This is a genomic window from Ruegeria sp. CE12 (assembly GCF_056537525.1).
Genome location: NZ_JBQFRS010000002.1, coordinates 581,598 through 599,808 on the forward strand (window position 1 = coordinate 581,598; position 18,211 = coordinate 599,808).

At 55.4% G+C, this 18,211-nt stretch carries 15 protein-coding genes and 3 tRNA genes; 8 read left to right on the top strand and 10 right to left on the bottom strand.

Annotation, left to right across the window (positions count from 1 at the left end; genetic code table 11):
* The first annotated feature begins 139 nt into the window (after positions 1-139).
* Positions 140-1,630: a divergent polysaccharide deacetylase family protein gene (locus ACR0IO_RS07690; RefSeq protein WP_480740543.1), complete on the top strand. Its 1,491-nt coding sequence runs from the start codon at positions 140-142 to the stop codon at positions 1,628-1,630.
* A 58-nt stretch (positions 1,631-1,688) separates the two neighbouring features.
* Here the strand turns inward: ACR0IO_RS07690 and trpE are convergent, their stop codons facing one another.
* The 5 genes from trpE to fabI all read right to left on the bottom strand — a co-directional run bounded on the left by trpE (position 1,689) and on the right by fabI (position 7,705).
* Positions 1,689-3,200: an anthranilate synthase component I gene (gene trpE / locus ACR0IO_RS07695; RefSeq protein WP_480740546.1), complete on the bottom strand. Its 1,512-nt coding sequence runs from the start codon at positions 3,198-3,200 to the stop codon at positions 1,689-1,691.
* 11 nt (positions 3,201-3,211) lie between these two features.
* A complete protein-coding gene (locus ACR0IO_RS07700; protein WP_480740548.1) occupies positions 3,212-5,053 on the bottom strand; it encodes a peptidyl-prolyl cis-trans isomerase in 1,842 nt (613 codons plus the stop codon).
* Positions 5,054-5,134: 81 nt separating this feature from the next.
* Complete coding sequence (locus ACR0IO_RS07705; protein WP_480740551.1) at positions 5,135-6,310, bottom strand: aminotransferase; 1,176 nt, start codon at positions 6,308-6,310, stop codon at positions 5,135-5,137.
* Between the two features lie 72 nt (positions 6,311-6,382).
* Positions 6,383-6,892, bottom strand: coding sequence for a xanthine phosphoribosyltransferase (gene gpt, locus ACR0IO_RS07710; protein ID WP_155147071.1), 510 nt, complete (start codon positions 6,890-6,892; stop codon positions 6,383-6,385).
* A gap of 6 nt (positions 6,893-6,898) precedes the next feature.
* The gene (fabI, locus tag ACR0IO_RS07715) at positions 6,899-7,705 is read right to left on the bottom strand and encodes an enoyl-ACP reductase FabI (RefSeq protein WP_480740555.1); all 807 of its coding nucleotides are present in this window, start codon (positions 7,703-7,705) and stop codon (positions 6,899-6,901) included.
* 136 nt (positions 7,706-7,841) lie between these two features.
* Between fabI and pdxH the strand changes: the two genes are divergently transcribed.
* The 7 genes from pdxH (at position 7,842) to uvrA (ending at position 13,271) form a co-directional block, all read left to right on the top strand.
* On the top strand, positions 7,842-8,447 hold the full coding sequence (pdxH, locus tag ACR0IO_RS07720) for a pyridoxamine 5'-phosphate oxidase (RefSeq protein ID WP_170330580.1): 606 nt from the start codon (positions 7,842-7,844) through the stop codon (positions 8,445-8,447).
* A gap of 121 nt (positions 8,448-8,568) precedes the next feature.
* Positions 8,569-9,096, top strand: a complete 528-nt coding sequence (locus tag ACR0IO_RS07725; RefSeq protein WP_170330578.1) for a cold-shock protein — start codon at positions 8,569-8,571, stop codon at positions 9,094-9,096.
* A gap of 8 nt (positions 9,097-9,104) precedes the next feature.
* The gene (locus tag ACR0IO_RS07730; RefSeq protein ID WP_480740559.1) at positions 9,105-9,569 is read left to right on the top strand and encodes a DUF192 domain-containing protein; all 465 of its coding nucleotides are present in this window, start codon (positions 9,105-9,107) and stop codon (positions 9,567-9,569) included.
* Positions 9,570-9,612: 43 nt separating this feature from the next.
* Positions 9,613-9,689, top strand: a tRNA-Pro gene (locus ACR0IO_RS07735).
* Between the two features lie 341 nt (positions 9,690-10,030).
* A tRNA-Asp gene (locus ACR0IO_RS07740) sits at positions 10,031-10,107 on the top strand.
* Positions 10,108-10,159: 52 nt separating this feature from the next.
* Positions 10,160-10,236, top strand: a tRNA-Asp gene (locus ACR0IO_RS07745).
* Between the two features lie 176 nt (positions 10,237-10,412).
* Entirely contained in the window at positions 10,413-13,271 is a 2,859-nt protein-coding gene (gene uvrA, locus ACR0IO_RS07750; RefSeq protein ID WP_480740562.1) for an excinuclease ABC subunit UvrA, read from the top strand.
* 4 nt (positions 13,272-13,275) lie between these two features.
* Here the strand turns inward: uvrA and ACR0IO_RS07755 are convergent, their stop codons facing one another.
* The 5 genes from ACR0IO_RS07755 to ACR0IO_RS07775 form a co-directional block, all read right to left on the bottom strand.
* Positions 13,276-13,668 carry a hypothetical protein gene (locus ACR0IO_RS07755; RefSeq protein ID WP_480740564.1) on the bottom strand — a complete coding sequence of 131 codons (393 nt, stop codon included), beginning with the start codon at positions 13,666-13,668 and terminating at the stop codon, positions 13,276-13,278.
* A gap of 109 nt (positions 13,669-13,777) precedes the next feature.
* Positions 13,778-14,650: a 3-hydroxyisobutyrate dehydrogenase gene (mmsB, locus tag ACR0IO_RS07760; protein ID WP_480740566.1), complete on the bottom strand. Its 873-nt coding sequence runs from the start codon at positions 14,648-14,650 to the stop codon at positions 13,778-13,780.
* 3 nt (positions 14,651-14,653) lie between these two features.
* A complete protein-coding gene (locus ACR0IO_RS07765) occupies positions 14,654-15,694 on the bottom strand; it encodes an enoyl-CoA hydratase/isomerase family protein (RefSeq protein WP_480740568.1) in 1,041 nt (346 codons plus the stop codon).
* A 7-nt stretch (positions 15,695-15,701) separates the two neighbouring features.
* Positions 15,702-16,844 carry an acyl-CoA dehydrogenase family protein gene (locus ACR0IO_RS07770; protein WP_480740571.1) on the bottom strand — a complete coding sequence of 381 codons (1,143 nt, stop codon included), beginning with the start codon at positions 16,842-16,844 and terminating at the stop codon, positions 15,702-15,704.
* Between the two features lie 186 nt (positions 16,845-17,030).
* Positions 17,031-18,146, bottom strand: coding sequence for a carboxylate-amine ligase (locus ACR0IO_RS07775; RefSeq protein ID WP_480740575.1), 1,116 nt, complete (start codon positions 18,144-18,146; stop codon positions 17,031-17,033).
* Between the last annotated feature and the right edge of the window lie 65 nt (positions 18,147-18,211).

Genomic DNA, 18,211 nt, shown 5'->3' on the forward strand with positions numbered 1-18,211 from the left:
TAATGTCGGGACATACATGCTCAGGCTTGCGCGGCAGCGTCAAGGGTACATCCCTATCTTGATCTATCGTGTGGGTGAGCACCGCATCAGACGGTGCACAGGCTGTCGAGGCAGGCAGAAAGGCGAGAGGCGAAATAAGATGGGCGGATTTATCGGTGGAATGATCGCCGGGGCGGTCGTTGTTTTGATCTTGGGTGCGGTGCTTTCGTTGAATACACCGCTGACAAGCAAGCCTGTTTTGGTGACCTCGGCCCCGTCGGTCGATGCGATCGATGCCCCTGAGGTCGAAGCCGAGGTTGATGGTTCAGGTCCTGATTCTGATCTTGTTGAAGTCGCACCCAGTGCGCTCGCGGCGATAGATACCCCGTCTGATGATTTGGTTGATCTGGACGGTATAGAACCCGAAGCTGATTCCCGGCCTGAAATAGGCGGTGCCACGCAGGGATTGGAAAATCCTGGCACCAACGAGGCGACTGAGGTGACCGTGAGCACGGAAGCGCCAACCGCGCCCCCAGCGCCAGCACCAGTTCCTGCTTCGCCTCAGGAAGATGTGGAGCCTGTCGTTGTGGATGCAACGCCGCCTCAGCCTTCGCAGCCGAAAGAAGAAGAAATCGCTTTGCTGGTACCCGAGGACAGCGAAGCGCCTGAGCAAGAAACACCCGAGCAAACCGAGTTGCCTAGGGAAGAGGTCGAACCTGAACCCGAAACCACTTCGCTGCCGTCCGAAGAGGGTACTGATGAGGAAATTTCGCTCGAGGACAATCCAATTGCGGTAGAAGGTGACGAAGACACTCTGCCGCGTAAGCGTGCGCGGATTGCATCGTTGCCACAGATCGGCGGTGAAGAACCCGCAACTGCAGCGACATTGGTGGGCAAGCGGGTCCTACCGTTGACAGAGCGGGATGCTGAGCCGACAGAGACGGACGAAAATTCTGATGACCCTGCAGCGATGACCGGAAAGCCGATCGAGGACTACGCCGCAGATTTCGAAAACCCTGAATCCAAGCCGTTGATGTCGATTATTCTGATCGATGACGAAGGCGCGTTCGGGGCTGAAGCCCTTAAGGATTTCCCATATCCGCTTAGCTTCGCCGTAAGCCCGTCTGACCCTGATGCCGCTGGCAAGATGGCACGCCACCGCGAAGCGGGTTTCGAAGTGCTTGCGCTGGCGGATTTGCCAGAGGCGGCCAGTGCTCAGGATGCTGAGGTCTCGTTGTCAGTATGGCTGGAAACGCTTCCAGAGACCGTTGGAATTTTGGAAGGCGTTGAATCAGGTATTCAGGGCAACCGAAAATTGGCCGACCAGGTCGCCGAGATCGCCGGGGGAACCGGGCGTGGGATCATCACTCAGGATAATGGATTGAATACCGTGCAGAAGCTGGCAGCTCGGAATGGTGTTCCGTCGAGTGTTGTTTTCCGTGACTTTGACGGTGCGCGCCAAGATCCGAAAGTGATGCGGCGTTTCCTGGATCAGGCGGCTTTCCGTGCGGGTCAGGACGGTGCGGTTGTGATGCTGGGTCGGCTGCGGCCTGAAACGATTTCGGCCCTTCTGCTATGGGGCCTCGAGGATCGGGGCAACCGCGTCGCGATGGCCCCGATTTCTGCTGTTATGAAGTATGAAGTTCAATAGGGTTTAAGCAAACCCATCGAACAAAGGGCGGCGGTCTTTCGACTTGCCGCCCTATTTCTTAGGAGTTTCCTGAGCCGGTAAACCTTGCCGCATCCGCAGCTGCGCGTCGGATGGCATTCGATTTATGGACAGTCTCCATATACTCGGCCTCCGGGTCGCTGTCGTAGACAACACCACCGCCCGCTTGAATGAAAAGCTTACGATCTTTCACGATGGCAGTGCGTAGCGCGATACACATATCCATGTCGCCACCCGCGCTAAAGTACCCGACACCTCCGCCATAGACGCCGCGCTTTTCAGGTTCCAGTTCGTCGATGATCTCCATCGCACGGACCTTGGGCGCGCCTGAGACCGTACCGGCAGGCATACCAGCAAAGAACGCATCCAGCGCGTCTTTGTCTTCGGCAAGTTCACCGACGACGTTCGAAACGATATGCATCACGTGGCTGTAGCGCTCGATGATGAACTCTTCGGTCGGGCGCACGGTGCCGATTTTGGAGACCCGCCCGGTATCGTTGCGGCCAAGATCAAGTAGCATCAGATGCTCGGCGAGTTCTTTCTTGTCGGCCAGAAGATCGACTTCATTTGCCTTGTCTTCTTCCGGGGTCGCACCGCGTGGCCGGGTGCCCGCGATGGGTCGGATTGTGACCTCGCTGCCAAAGACGCGCACCAGAATCTCTGGGCTTGCGCCTACGACCTGAAATCCGCCGAAGTTGAAATAGAACATGAACGGCGACGGGTTCGTACGTCGAAGCGAGCGATAGAGCGTGAAGGGGGGCAGGGGAAACTCCTGCGTCCAACGCTGCGCCGGGACGACCTGAAAGATATCGCCAGCCCGGATGTACTCCTTGGCCTTTTCGACAGCTTCCATGTATCCGGATTTGGTGAAGTTCGACACCGGCGGTGCAACTTCATGCGCTTCACCCAGATCACGGGTCTCGGCTGGCATGGCGCGCTCAAGATCCCGCACGGCGTCCATCACGCGTTCTGCGGCCTGTGCATAAGCCGCCTTGGCAGTCTGCCCGTCACTGACCCATGCTGGGGATACAACAGTGACTTCGCCCTTAACGCCATCCAGGACTGCGATGACCGAAGGGCGCAACATGATTGCGTCGGGCAGGCCCATGGGATCCGGGTTCACATCAGGCAGATACTCAACCAGCCGAACCATGTCGTAACCCAAATAGCCAAACAAACCCGCCGCCGCTTGCGGCAGATCGTCGGGCAGGGCGATCCGGCTTTCGGCTAACAGGGCGCGCAGGTTGTCCATCGGGTTGCCGTCTTGCGGCTCGAATGCTTCGCCGTCAAATCGGGCAGACCGGTTCAGCGAAGACGATTCCCCGTCGCACCGCCAGATCAGGTCCGGTTTCATCCCGATGATCGAGTACCGGCCGCGCACTTCTCCTCCAGTCACCGATTCCAGCATGAACGCGTCTTTCTGCGCGCCCGTCAGCTTGAGCATCAATGAGACCGGTGTATCGAGGTCCGCCGCCAGCCGGGTGTAAACAACCTGATTTTCGCCCGCTTCATAGGCGCGTGCGAAAGTGTCGAACTCAGGGGTCAGGGCCATTCCGCTCTCTCTTAGAAGTTGGCCTGAACGGCATTCAGGGCAGGCTGATCCACGACAGGACGTGCGCGGGTCTGAGCGTCGCGCACATAGATGTCAAAGATGTTCTGGGCCAAGGCTTGGTTCAGCTGCGCAGCAAGCGCTTGCTGCATCTGACGTTGTTCATCCGTTTCCGCAGGGGGCAACTCTTCATCAAGACGAACGATCAGAGCTGAACCGATGCCCGGAATAACACGCAGCTCTCCCAGTTCCATCTCGAAAACCTCTGTCATGAAATCCGCAGGCACATCTTCAAGGAAGGCGGTGCGGGTAAGAGCGTTTTCGACGCGGAATGGCAGACCAGTCGTGGTAAAATCACCATCGGTCGCCAGTTGGGTCAATACAGTGTTCGCCTGTTCTTGCAGGGCTTTAGCGGTCTCTTCCTGTACCCAGGCTGCAATCACTTGATCACGCGCACTGTCCAACGGCTCCGGGCGCGGTGGCAAAACCTCATTCAGGCGCAAGGCAAAGATTGAACCATCGTCAAGGAACGCAACCTCTGGAAAATCGCCTTCCTGCACGGCCTGAGCAACACTACGGAAGCCTTCATAGGCTGCAACGCCGTCTTCGCTCTGGGCTGTCCAGTCGATTTCACCCAGTTCCATCTCGGTTTCGCTCACCAGCTCTTCGAGCGTCGCGCCGCCGGCCAACATGTCATTGATGTCTTCGGCCTGTGCTTCAATCAGACGTCGCGCGCGATCTGCAGCAAGCTCTTCGCGCAGCTCAGGTGCAGCCTCCTCGAACGGTACATTGTTTTCTGCCAGCGAGCCATTGATACGGAACAGGGCCGGACCAAACTGTGATGGCAACGGACCAACAACATCGTCGAGTTCAGCCGCAAATACGGCATCTGCTGCTTCGCCAAGATCTTCGCGTGTTACATCGCCAAGATCCACATCGCTCAGCTCAAGCTCGCGCGTACGAACCAGTTGTTCGAAGCTGCTGCCACCAACTTCCAATTGCGCCAGGGCTTCGGTCGCCGCTTCTTCGCTGGGAAACACAAGTTGTTCTACCAAGCGGCGTTCTGGTTGTTGATATTGCTCGGCGCGTTGGTCGTACAGACGACGCAGCGAGTCTTCATCGATCTCAACCGTGTCCAACAGCATTTCCGGCGACAGGATCGCATAAGTCAGGCGCTTGGTGCGGGGTAGGGTGAAGAAATCGGTGTTTTCGTCGTAGTAAGTTTGGATCTGCTCGTCAGTCGGCGCTGCGACAGGTGTTTCAAGCGCATCACTTGCGAGCGTGGCAACCGTGAAGCTGCGGCGGGCCAGAACATAGTTCGCCAGAGTTTCGGTCAGTGTTGCGGGCATTTCGACGCCGCTCATTACCGCGCCCTGCACGATGGTGCGCGCAGATTCCTTACGCAGATCCGCCTCGAACTGGGAATCTGTGATCCCGGCCTGTTCCAGCTGGAAACGATATGCTTCGCGATCAAATGTACCGTTCACGCCCTGGAATGCAGGAATCTGTACGATTTCATTTTGAAGATTTTCATCACCGATTGAGATGCCGAGCTCTTGGGTTTCATTGTCCAGTGCGGCCAGCGCAATCAGGCGTGACAGAGCCCTCTGATCAAGCCCCAATTGCTGCGCTTGAGACATCTGCAGCGGTTGGCCGGTCTGGGCCTCGACAGCGCGGATCTCACGCTGCAACTCAAGTACATATTCCTGAACAGAAACGTCTTCGTTGCCTACCTGCGCAACCGAACGTGCGGTTCCGCTGAGATTGACGGCACCAAATCCGGCGAGTCCCACCATCAAAAGACCCATGAGAATCCAGACAAAGGTTTTGGATAGGTTTTTCATGCCTGCGGCCATGGTGCCCTCTTGCTTCTTGCGGCAGGTATCTGCCCTGTCGGTTGCGGCCCTGAATACGATGCGCGTGCGCGAGGGGCAAGCTCAGAAGGTCAATGCCTGCAAGCGGTCGAACAATTGTTCGATGCCTCGACGATCGAGATTGGCAAACGCGATGCGAACCTGTCGCTTTCCGGCAGGATCATGGTCCGGCATGAACATCGTTCCGGGAAGGAGCAAAATGCCTGCCTCTGACACCAAACGACGAGCGACTTCATCTGACGGCATGTCAAACGGGTGGTCTAGATAGGCAAAGTATGCGCCCAATCCCAATAAGCGCCACCCCTTGGATTCGAGACGCGGCATGCCCTCAGAAATTGCTGCGCGACGATCAAGGATCTCTGCCCGTTCGCCTGCCAGCCATTGGGTCAGGTTTTGCATCCCCCAGCGTGCTGCAAACTGTCCGATTTGCCCGGGGCAAATTGCGACGGTATCCAGAAACTTCTCCATTTCTGCCAACAATGAAACGCTGCTGGACACAGCGCCAACGCGGTGGCCTGTCAGGCGATAGGCTTTGGAGAAAGAATACAGATGAACCAGAGTGTCTTCCCAACCGGGCTGTTGGAACAGTGCGTGCGGAGGACCATTGCGACTGTCAAAGTCGCGATATGTCTCATCGACCAGTAAACGAATGCCTGCCTCGCGCGCCAGGTCATAGAAAGCCAACACAAGTTCAGCAGGATACTCGACGCCACCGGGATTGTTTGGAGTAACAAGCGCGATGGCGCGCGTTTTATCTGTTATCAGCGAACGGGCTTTGTCGGGGGCTGGTAACAGATCGTCACCCGTTGGAAGATCAATGGCACGCACACCCGCCATATCCAGCCACATTTTATGGTTAAAATACCATGGGGTTGGCAGGATAACCTCATCTTCCTGATCCGTTATCGCCGAGATTACGGCCGAGAAGGCCTGATTACAGCCAGAAGTGATCGCAACCTGATCAGCTGTGATTGCAGCAGCATAATGCTCACTAATTTCACGTGCCAATTCTGAGCGAAGGTCATCGTTGCCAAGAACAGGCCCATACAGGTGGGCGCTGTCTTCGTTAATTGCGAACTCTGCCATGGCCTGACGCAATGCCAATGGTGGCGGGTCCACGGGTGCTGCCTGGCTGACGTTGATCAATGGCCGATCGGCAGTGAACTCAACCCCTTCCAGCCACCGGCGCGCCTCCATCACCGGAGGAGCGAAAGTGGAGGCGGTACGTGTCAGTGTCATCGGCTATCCGATTCTGATTGCGAGGAACTCCCCGCGGTCTGATTGAGGCAAAGGATGGTGTTTGTTCACCAGTTAGTCTGTACCGCGATAGGGCTCGACATATTGCAGCGCCATATCCCACGGGAAGAAAATCCAGGTGTCCTGACTCACTTCGGTAATGAAGGTATCCACCATCGGGCGCCCTTTGGGCTTCGCATAGACCGTAGCGAAATGAGCGTTGGGATACATATCCCGCACCAGTTCCAGGGTTTTCCCGCTGTCGACCAGATCATCGATGATCAGAACGCCTGTGCCATCGCCCATCAGATCAGCATCGGGGGCTTTGAGAACTTCGGCCTCGCCCTGTTCCTGATGATGATAAGAGCGAACGCTGATGGTATCGACGGTTCGGATGTCCAGTTCTCGGCTTACGATCATGGCGGGAGCCATCCCGCCACGCGTGATCGCCACGACGGCTCGCCATGCGCCGTCATCCGGACCCTGTCCATCCAGACGCCAGGCCAAAGCGCGGGAATCACGATGTATCTGATCCCAGCTGATGTGAAAGCCTTTTTCGTGGGGCAGGCGGTCCTTGGCGCTCATGATCTGTTATCCTTTTTCCACGTCCGGCGCATCGACGGCCTTCATACCGACGATATGGTAACCCGAATCCACGTGCAGGTTTTCACCGGTCACGCCGCTGCTCAGGTCAGACAACAGGTAGAGTGCTGAATTACCGACATCATCGATGGTTACATTGCGGCGCAGCGGCGAGTTGTATTCGTTCCACTTCATGATGTAGCGGAAATCACCGATGCCGCTGGCAGCCAGTGTTTTAATCGGGCCAGCCGAGATAGCGTTGACGCGGATGCCATCTTTGCCGAGGTCTTCGGCCAGATACTTTACCGATGCCTCAAGTGCGGCCTTGGCAACACCCATAACGTTGTAGTGCGGCATGACCTGCTCGGCACCGTAGTAGGTGAGGGTGATCGCGCTGCCACCTTCGGTCATCAACTTCTCGGCGCGCTGCATGACAGCTGTGAAAGAATAAACCGACACATCCATCGTCAGGTTGAAGTTCGCGCGCGACGTGTCCACGTAACGGCCACGAAGCTCATTTTTGTCGGAAAATCCGATGGCATGCACGATGAAGTCTAGCTTGCCCCACTTTTCCGACAGGGATGTAAACAGACCATCGATCGACGCTTCGTCGCTTACGTCGCAAGGGAGTACGATTTCGCTGCCCAATTGCGCCGCCAGAGGGTCAACACGCTTCTTCAGAGCATCCCCTTGGTAAGAGAAGGCCAACTCGGCCCCGGCATCGGACAAGGCGCGGGCGATTCCCCATGCGATTGATTTGTCATTGGCCAGTCCCATGATGAGGCCGCGTTTGCCGGCCATCAACTGATTTGACATGTTCGGTTCTCCGCCTGTCTTCGCGATATGTTGAGTTGGTTTATGCCATTGATTGCGCTGCTTCAAGGCCGTGCACTCTTGCGCCGGAGCGGGTTCTCGCCGTAGGGTCGTTAACAATTCGTTCCAGGGGATGGAAATGAGTGAGCGCACTGGCATTTTCGCTGGCGCCGATCCGTTTGAAATAGCGGGGCGGTGGTTAGCCGAGGCCGAAGAGACAGAACCGAACGATCCGAATGCGATTGCGCTTGCAACCGTTGATTCTGATGGCTTGCCGAATGCCCGGATGGTCCTTTTGAAAGAGATCGAAAAGGACGCATTCGTATTCTATACGAATTACGAAAGTGCAAAGGCCCGAGAACTGGACAGCGCAGGAAAGGCCGCGTTTGTCATGCACTGGAAATCGTTACGGCGACAAATCCGTGTTCGTGGTATCATTACTAAAGAAGAAGGGCCGCAAGCCGATGAATATTATGCGTCCCGATCGCTGAAAAGCCGTCTGGGTGCATGGGCGTCGCAGCAGTCGCAGCCATTGTCGAGCAGGGCCGCTTTGATGGCTGAGGTTGCTAAGGTCACGGCAAAGCTGGGATCGAATCCTCCGCGTCCACCGTTCTGGGGCGGATACCGTTTGACCCCCGTGGAAATAGAGTTCTGGGCTGATGGTGCATTCCGGTTGCATGACCGGTTCCGTTGGTATCGTGAAATGCCCGGTCACGAATGGCGTGTGCAGAGGCTGAATCCATGACACTCACGTATCGTGAAATGCAACACCCGGAAATTTCAGGGCTTTTTCAGCTTGAATTTGCGGCTCAATATCATACACATCCGACCCTTAACGACTTGAGCTTTTTCGTGATGGGAAAACCGTGCCAGAAGATCTGAATAGCATGTACCGCGTCCGTGGACACGTTAAATGGTTCGATCCCGCAAAGGGATACGGATTTGTTGTGTCCGACGAAGGTGGGCCGGATATTCTGTTGCACGTGAATGTCTTGCGCAATTTCGGTCAGAGTTCCGTCGCTGACGGTGCGGGTATCGAAATCATGACACACCGCACCGATCGCGGCGTGCAGGCGGTCGAGGTTGTCAGTATTGATCCGCCGGAACGCACCGACTCGATGCTGTTGGCTGATTTTGCCGAGTTGGACCCGGCAGAGATATCCGACGCGCCGTTGGAGGCTGCTCGGGTAAAATGGTTCGACAAAGGCAAAGGCTTTGGTTTCGCGAACGTCTTTGGTCGTAGCGAAGACGTGTTTCTGCATATTGAAGTTCTACGCCGCTCGGGTCTGGCCGATCTGCAACCGGGTGAGGCATTGGCCATGCGCGTCATAAACGGCAAACGAGGCCGGATGGCAGCTCAGGTACTGGCCTGGGAAGCAGCGTTGGACGACTGAGGCAGCCAATGAAGTTGTTTCCGGTACTTGCAGTTGTAACAATGCTCTGGTCCGGGAATGCACTTGCTGCCTGCCGCGCCGATAGTGTCGACCTCAAAAACGATCAGGCCCAGATTCGATTCGATGTGGAATTAGCCGTGACGCCTCAAGAGAGGTCGCGCGGCTTGATGTTTCGGGAATCGCTTCCGCGCCGCTCGGGTATGCTGTTCGTCTTTGATCCTCCTCAGCGTGTGGCGTTCTGGATGAAGAACACTCTGATTCCATTGGATATGATTTTTCTCGACAAAACCGGGACGGTGACTCGTGTTCACGAAGGTGCGATTCCCGGAAATCTGACACCTGTTGAAGGCGGTGATTCCGTGTTTGCGGTGCTGGAAATCAATGCAGGCTTGGCCTCGCGCTATTCAATCAAACCCGGAACTGTCATGCGGCATGAAATTTTTTCACAAGGACCCGCAAAATGGCCTTGTTAGGGGTTTTCAAATCAGATCGGCATCGTTAGGAAGGCGCACGGTCCGGGGCGTGGCGCAGTCTGGTAGCGCACCTGTTTTGGGTACAGGGGGTCGTAGGTTCGAATCCTGCCGCCCCGACCACTTCTTTCAAAAAAGTTGAAAGCGCAATTGGGTCTGACAATAGTCAGACCCTGCGTTTTTTCGGCCAGATCAAACGTCGTCTGAGCGCCTGGTGTGGCATCTTCCACCTTTGAATTATTGATGCTTTTGATCACGGGCTTAGGCCCAAGATTACAATCAGAGAACCAGATGATTTCCGCCGAGGTGACCCCTGCACACCCGGATCTCAGGAAGGGGCGCATCTATATCTCCGAACTCACAAACAAATTTTCAGGTTAATTGAAAAAACTTGAAAACGCCGCTTGACGATGTCGGGGTGTAGCCATAATACACCCCAACGTTCAGCAACGAACGGGCAGCGGGCGGTTGTAGCTCAGTTGGTTAGAGTACCGGCCTGTCACGCCGGGGGTCGCGGGTTCGAGCCCCGTCAACCGCGCCATCGCTGCCAGCCTTTGATCCGGGTTAATGGATCAGACATAGACCCTAAATGCGCGGTTGTAGCTCAGTTGGTTAGAGTACCGGCCTGTCACGCCGGGGGTCGCGGGTTCGAGCCCCGTCAACCGCGCCATTTTCCTTTCAATGCCGATGATAAATAAACCCCTACCGGGGGCACGGATTGGATTGTGGTTTTAGTGTCAGGAGATGTCGGCAATAAATCGTTGGTTCACACTTTGTTCTAACTTTTTTGTTGGAGACTCGGCGCTGCTCGCCTATTTCTAGGACACTTGTTTGTTGGGGGCCTTAATGGCTGAGCTGAAAAATATCGAGGTGCGCGGTGCGCGCGAGCATAACCTCAAGGGAATCGATGTCGACATTCCGCGCGACCAGCTGGTTGTGATTACCGGTTTGTCGGGCTCTGGTAAGTCATCGCTGGCGTTTGACACTATCTATGCCGAAGGCCAGCGCCGCTATGTTGAGAGCCTGTCAGCCTACGCCCGTCAGTTCCTTGACATGATGGAGAAGCCGGACGTGGACCACATTAGTGGTCTTTCCCCGGCGATTTCGATCGAGCAGAAAACAACATCCAAGAACCCTCGTTCTACGGTCGGTACTGTCACCGAGATATACGACTATATGCGGCTGCTGTTTGCGCGCGCCGGAACGCCCTATAGCCCCGCCACCGGTCTGCCCATTGAGGCGCAGCAGGTGCAGGACATGGTCGATCGCATCATGACGATGGAGGAGGGGACACGTGGCTATCTTCTGGCTCCGATTGTGCGGGATCGGAAAGGCGAATACAAAAAAGAGTTCCTCGAGCTTCGGAAGCAGGGGTTTCAGCGGGTCAAAGTGGATGGCGATTTCTATGAACTGGATGAGCCACCTGTGCTGGACAAGAAGTTTCGGCACGACATCGATGTTGTCGTCGACCGCCTTGTTGTCCGTGAAGGCATGGAGACCCGCCTGGCCGACAGCCTGAGAACAGCGCTGGATCTGGCAGATGGGATCGCGATTCTCGAGACTGCTCCGCGTGAAGGTGATCCCGAGCGTATCACGTTCAGCGAGAATTTTGCCTGCCCGGTCAGTGGCTTCACCATTCCGGAAATCGAACCGCGGTTGTTTTCGTTTAACGCACCTTTCGGGGCGTGTCCGGATTGCGATGGGCTGGGTGTCGAGTTGTTCTTTGACGAACGCCTTGTAGTGCCCGACCAAACGCTCAAACTGTATGACGGGGCACTCGCGCCCTGGCGTAAGGGCAAATCTCCGTACTTCTTGCAGACAATCGAGGCGATTGCCCGCCACTACGACTTTGACAAGAACACACCCTGGAAGGATCTGCCTTCTAAGGTTCAGCAGGTGTTTCTTCGCGGCTCCGGGGATGAGGAAATTCAGTTCCGGTATGACGAAGGGGGACGCGTTTATCAGGTCACGCGCAGCTTTGAGGGTGTGATTCCCAATATGGAGCGCCGCTATCGCGAAACAGACAGCGCATGGATTCGAGAAGAATTCGAACGGTACCAGAACAACCGGCCCTGTGGGACGTGTGAAGGTTATCGCCTGCGTCCCGAAGCGCTTGCGGTCAAGATTGCAGGGCAGCACGTGGGTCAGGTCGTTGAAATGTCGATCCGTGAGGCGCTCGCGTGGATTGAGGATGCCCCAAACCATCTGAGCGCGCAAAAGAATGAAATTGCGCGGGCTATTCTGAAGGAAATCCGTGAGCGTCTCGGGTTCTTGAATAACGTTGGTTTGGAGTACCTTACGCTCTCACGTTCAAGTGGAACCTTGTCTGGTGGAGAGAGCCAGAGGATTCGTTTGGCAAGCCAGATCGGTTCGGGCCTGACCGGTGTCCTGTATGTTTTGGACGAACCTTCGATTGGTTTGCACCAGCGGGACAATGATCGTCTCCTTGGCACACTCAAGAACCTGCGCGATCAGGGAAACACTGTCATCGTCGTCGAGCATGACGAAGAGGCGATCCGCGAAGCTGATTACGTGTTTGATATTGGACCCGGTGCGGGTGTTCACGGCGGTCAGGTCGTCAGTCATGGTGCGCCGGATCAAATTGCTGGTGATGCGGCTTCGATCACGGGCCAGTACCTCTCTGGTGTTCGCGAGATTGCTGTCCCGTCCGAAAGACGCAAAGGCAACAAGAAGAAAGTTACCGTTGTCAAAGCAACGGGTAACAATCTGAAGAATGTGACCGCAGAATTTCCGCTCGGTAAGTTTGTCTGTGTCACCGGCGTGTCCGGTGGGGGTAAATCGACGCTGACCATTGAAACGCTGTTCAAGACTGCCTCGATGCGGCTGAACGGCGCGCGGCAGACGCCTGCGCCCTGTGAAACCATAAAAGGGCTGGAGCACCTGGATAAGGTCATCGATATTGATCAGCGGCCCATCGGGCGGACTCCGCGTTCAAATCCAGCGACTTACACTGGTGCCTTTACCCCGATTCGCGACTGGTTCGCTGGCTTGCCCGAGGCGAAAGCGCGTGGTTATAAACCAGGACGGTTCAGCTTTAACGTCAAAGGTGGACGCTGTGAGGCCTGTCAGGGCGATGGGGTCATCAAAATCGAGATGCACTTCCTCCCCGATGTCTACGTGACCTGCGAGACCTGTAAGGGCGCGCGCTATAACCGCGAGACTCTCGAAATCAAGTTCAAGGGTAAGTCCATCGCTGACGTCCTTGATATGACAGTCGAGGATGCGCAGGAATTCTTCAAAGCGGTGCCTTCGATCCGCGACAAGATGGATGCTTTGGCGCGTGTAGGCCTCGGCTATATCAAGGTGGGTCAGCAGGCCACCACGTTGTCAGGGGGCGAGGCGCAGCGGGTTAAACTGTCAAAGGAACTGAGCAAACGATCGACCGGTCGCACGCTCTATATCCTTGATGAGCCAACAACTGGTCTTCATTTTGAGGATGTTCGCAAGTTGTTGGAAGTGCTGCATGAACTGGTCGATCAGGGCAACACGGTAGTCGTGATCGAGCACAATCTGGACGTGGTCAAAACCGCTGACTGGATTATCGATATCGGTCCGGAAGGGGGCGATGGAGGTGGCGAGATCGTTGCAGCTGGAACACCTGAAGATGTAGCCGGAAATGAACGCAGCCACACTGGACGGTATCTGCTTCCTATGCTGAACCCTGAGCGCGTGGCAGCCGAGTAACGCGCTAATTCAGGATGTCTGCGACGGCCCCGATCAGGTTTAGAACCTTATGCGTATCGGGGTCGATGCCGTAGACATAATCACCGGCGCGGACGTAGTAACCGTTTTTCTTAAGCCCATAGCGGTATGGATCATTAATCCAGATGTAGTCGCGATCGATCCTGTCACCGATCTGGTAACGATTCTTAACCTGACCAGGAGGTACGCAGGGGACGGCTTTTTTTGCTAGTCCTGGAGGGCAGTGACCTGCATTTCCCTGAACGACAATTCCTTGCTGTGGCGAAACCCTTTGAACTTGAATAGAATTCTTGCCCTTACCATTACCGTTTCCGGCGATCACGACGGCGGGAGAGAGGGCAATGGCAGCGACTATGGCAAGACAGGGAAATTTGTTCATCGAAGCACTCCAATGACCATCAACAGTGGCGTCTGTCAGAGCATAACTGGAAAAATAAGTGCGCGCAGTCACGTCAACGATGACTGCGCGATTTGCTGCCGGTGACTAATCAGCTGCGGCCACGTTTTTCAAATCGTGATAACATTGCGCTGAAGTCGCGGCCAAGTCCGTCTTCGTTCTCGACAAATTGTTCATATAGAGCGGTGGCAACCTGTCCCATCGGCGTATCTGCATCGGCACTGTCTGCGGCCTGCTGGCTAAGACGTAGATCTTTCAGCATCAGCTCGGCAGCGAATCCGGGCTGGTATTCGTTGTCCGCAGGGCTTTGGGGACCAACACCGGGTGCAGGGCAGTAAGCGTTCATGGTCCAGCTGTAGCCCGAGGAAGTGCTGACAACATCGAACATCTTTTGCCGGTCCAGTCCCAGCTTGTCGGCCAATGCAAAGGCCTCGCAGGTGGCGATCATGGTGACTCCCAGGATCATGTTGTTGCAGATTTTCGCTGCCTGACCTGCACCAGCTTCACCACAATGCACCGCCTTTTGCCCCATGATATCGAACAATGGGTCGGCTTTAGCAAAGGCTTCGTCAGAACCACCTGCCATGAATGTCAGGGTGCCGGCTGCTGCGCCGCCGATACCGCCTGATACCGGCGCATCCACCGACAACAAACCAGCCTCCTGGGCCTGTTCAGCAACGGCGCGGGCACTGTCGACGTCAACAGTTGAACAATCAATCAGCACAGCGCCCGGCTGCATCTGAGGAGTGATCTGATCGGCGACTGCACGAAGAATCGTGCCATTTGGCAGCATTGTAATCACAGCATCTGCAGCTTCGGCAGCCGCGGCCGCTGTTTCGACCTGCTTGACGCCCTCAACAGAAACGCCTGCGGTGTCAAAGCCATGAACCTGATGGCCTGCTTTGGCCAGGTTCGTGGCCATGGGTGCACCCATGTTGCCCAGTCCAATGAAACCGATCTTCATCTCTTATTCCTCCTCGAAACTCAGTGTATCTGCACCCAATGGTTGCAACATCTTTGAGACGGAAACGGCAGGCACATTCATGTCAGGGAACTGCCATTTCGGATTGCGATCCTTGTCGATGATCTGGGCGCGAATGCCTTCCAGAAAATCACCGTGTTCCATCGCGCGATGGGTAAAACGATACTCTAACTCCAACGCCTTTCGCATAGTCAGGGCAGGGCCCCGCAGTCTGTGCAGCATCTCGATCGCACATGCCATCGAAATCGGCGAAGTCCGTGACAGCGTCTTTAGTGTTTTTTCTGCAAACTCTGTCTTTCCGTTGCGCAGGTTTGTCAGAATGTCGCCCAGTGTTTCACCGTCGAAAAACTGATCAATTTCCTTCTGTGCCTGTTCTAACTCGCTGTTGGTCGGAAACTCGGCGTGATCAGACAAGAGTTCGGCATTTCCCGACGCCTCGAGCATCTCGATCAAGTCAGACCATTGTGATTGCGGAATGTAGAGATCAGCAAACCCGGCGTAGATCGCATCGGCTGGCCCCATGCGTGCACCGGTTGTACCCAGATACTCTCCCAAACGCCCTGGCGCCAATGCCAGCATGAGTGAGCCACCGACATCCGGAACCAGGCCGATCGAGCATTCCGGCATGGCGATTTTCGAGGATTCTCCGACAACTCGGTGGCTGCCGTGGCAACCGATGCCAACACCACCACCCATTGTGAAGCCCTGCAGGAAGCTGACGACCGGTTTAGGGTATTCAAAGATCATCGCATTCAGGCGGTACTCATCTTTCCAGAAAGTCTGACCGTAGGCAAAATCGCCTTTTGTACCCGTCTCATAGAGTTCTGCGATGTCCCCCCCGGCGCAGAAGGCCTTTTCACCCTCAGCATCAAGAATGACCAGATCAACAGCGTCATCTTCGCGCCAGTTGCGCAGCGCAACGTCAATTGCCATGCACATATCATAGCTAAGCGCGTTCAGGGCCTGTGGCCGTGTCAGGGTAATCCGTCCTGCACGGCCAGATATACGAATGTCGATGTCGGACATGAATTCCTCAGCGATTGGCTAGCATTTGGCGGGCGACGATCACACGCATGATCTCGTTGGTGCCTTCCAATATCTGATGCACCCGAAGGTCGCGCACAAGCTTCTCAATGCCATAGTCTGCAAGATATCCGTAACCACCATGCAGTTGCAGGCATTGATCGACCACTTTCGATCCCGTTTCAGTTACGAATTTCTTGGCCATGGCGCAGAACTTGGTGGCATCCGGCGCACCCTGATCAAGCTTCCATGCTGCCTGACGCAGGAAGGTTCTGGCAGCCTGCAGTTCGATTTCCATATCAGCCAGGCGGAATTGAAGCGCCTGGAACTGATCAATGGATTTCCCAAACGCCTTGCGTTCGGACATGTATTGTAAGGTCATGTCCAAACCGGCTTGGGCTGCACCCAACGAACAGGAGGCGATGTTAAGACGGCCGCCATCCAGTCCCATCATCGCGTATTTGAAACCATCACCCTCGGTTCCCACAAGATTGCCCGATGGAATCTTGCAATCGTCAAACTGAACCTGTGCCGTTGGTTGGCTTTTCCATCCCATCTTTTGCTCGAGGGCCCCAAAGCTGAGGCCCGCTGTTCCGTCCTCGACATAGACCGTCGAAATGCCTTTCGGTCCGTCTTCGCCGGTGCGGACCATGCAGACATAAGCATCGGAGTACCCGCCACCTGAAATGAAGGCTTTGGTGCCATTCAGAGTGTAACCCTCATTGGTGCGTTCAGCCCGAGTTTTTAGCGCTGCGGCATCCGAACCTGAGCCTGGTTCGGTGAGGCAGTAACTCAGTACGGTATTCAGGCTCAGAACCTCTGGCATGATGCGAGATTTCAGTTCATCGCTGCCAAAGCTGTCGAGCATCTTGGCGCACATATTGTGGATCGAAAGAAATGCCGCGACCGAGGGGCAAGCCATTGAGAGCGCTTCAAACACAAGCGTAGCGTCCAACCGTGTCAGCCCCGATCCTCCACTGTCTTCGGAAACGTAGAGCCCACCAAAACCCAGTTCACCGATTTGCGGCCAAAGCTCCTTTGGGATCGTACCGTCCGATTCCCATTGCCGTGCGTGCGGGGCAATATTCTCCTGTCCGAACGCGCAGGCCATGTCGAAGATGGCTGTTTGTTCCTCGGTCAGCGCGAAATCCATGGCCTGCCTCCCCTGCAGATTGGTGAATTGAACGAGTGTTTATTTCCCAATCCTTACAGAAATTTTTCACGGCCAGCAATCGTAGGACTACCTACAAAATATGCACTAATTCTTGCAGGTACCTGCTTTGAAATCGCTGTGACGAACCTTGAGTCAGAAATCCGCGAAACGATCGGATTTGGCGGATCAAAGATCGGAGTGGAATTCTTCGATCAGATGTTTAACGACAGCTCTGCCTGGATCTTCACCTTGTGCCGCAGCCTCAGCATGAACAAGCCGCTGACGAGTGGCTGATGTGCCGCTTTCTGCGATCTGTAGCAAACGCGCAAGCTCGCTCATGGTGCCCAAAGCCTCTGCATCTTCGGCAAGCATACCCATAAGCTCACCCATTAGTTCAGCCATTGGTTTGATTGACCGGTCACCAAAGTCGATCAGACCCTCACCAACGCCATATCGTTGCGCCCGCCATCGATTTTCTCCGATCAGAAAGCGGTCGTATTGACGCCAACGCAGGTTGCGGTCTTTGAGACGACAGAGCATCCGCGTCAGTGCTTGATTCAGCGCGGCAAGCGATAGTGTATGCTCAAGTCTCGGTTGGACATCCATGATGCGGGTTTCAAGTGTGGGGAACCGATGCGAAGGACGCAGGTCCCACCAGATTTTCGAGGTGTCCTCAATCACGCCCAGTTCGACCAGCACACCCGTGGTCCGTTCATATTCGGACCAACTGCCAAAGACCGGAGGCAAGCCTGTTCTCGGCAGATTGTCAAAGACAGTAAGGCGGTATGATGAAAGCCCTGTATCCTCGCCATTCCAAAAGGGGGAGGAGGTTGAAAGCGCAAGCAGATGCGGTAGGAAGTAACAGAGCTGAGGCATCAGATCAGCGCGCAATGCAGGGTCTTCAACTCCTACGTGGACATGCATGCCACAGATCAGCATCCTGCGTGCCACACCACCAAGAGCATGTTGCAATGCGTCGTATCGTTCCTTGCGGGTGTGACTTTGGTTTTTCCAATCCGCAAAGGGATGGCACGAAACCGCTATCGGAGCCAGATTGTATTCCGCAGCGCGTTTGGACACACAGGAACGCAGTCGTTTCAAATCTTCCCGTGCTGAAGCGATTGTGTTGTGGGGGCGAGTGCCAACTTCAATCTGACATTGCAGGAATTCAGGGCTGACCTGACCTTCGAAATCAGATTGACAGGCTTCCATGAGTTCAGCAGGCGCTTCGGCAAGATGCAGGCTGTCGCGATCGACCAGCAGATACTCTTCTTCTATGCCAAGCGTGAATTCCTGCTGCATACGCGGACCTCTCGTCTATTTGTCAGACCAGTGAATACGGAATTGGCCTTTTTGCCAAGGGTTTG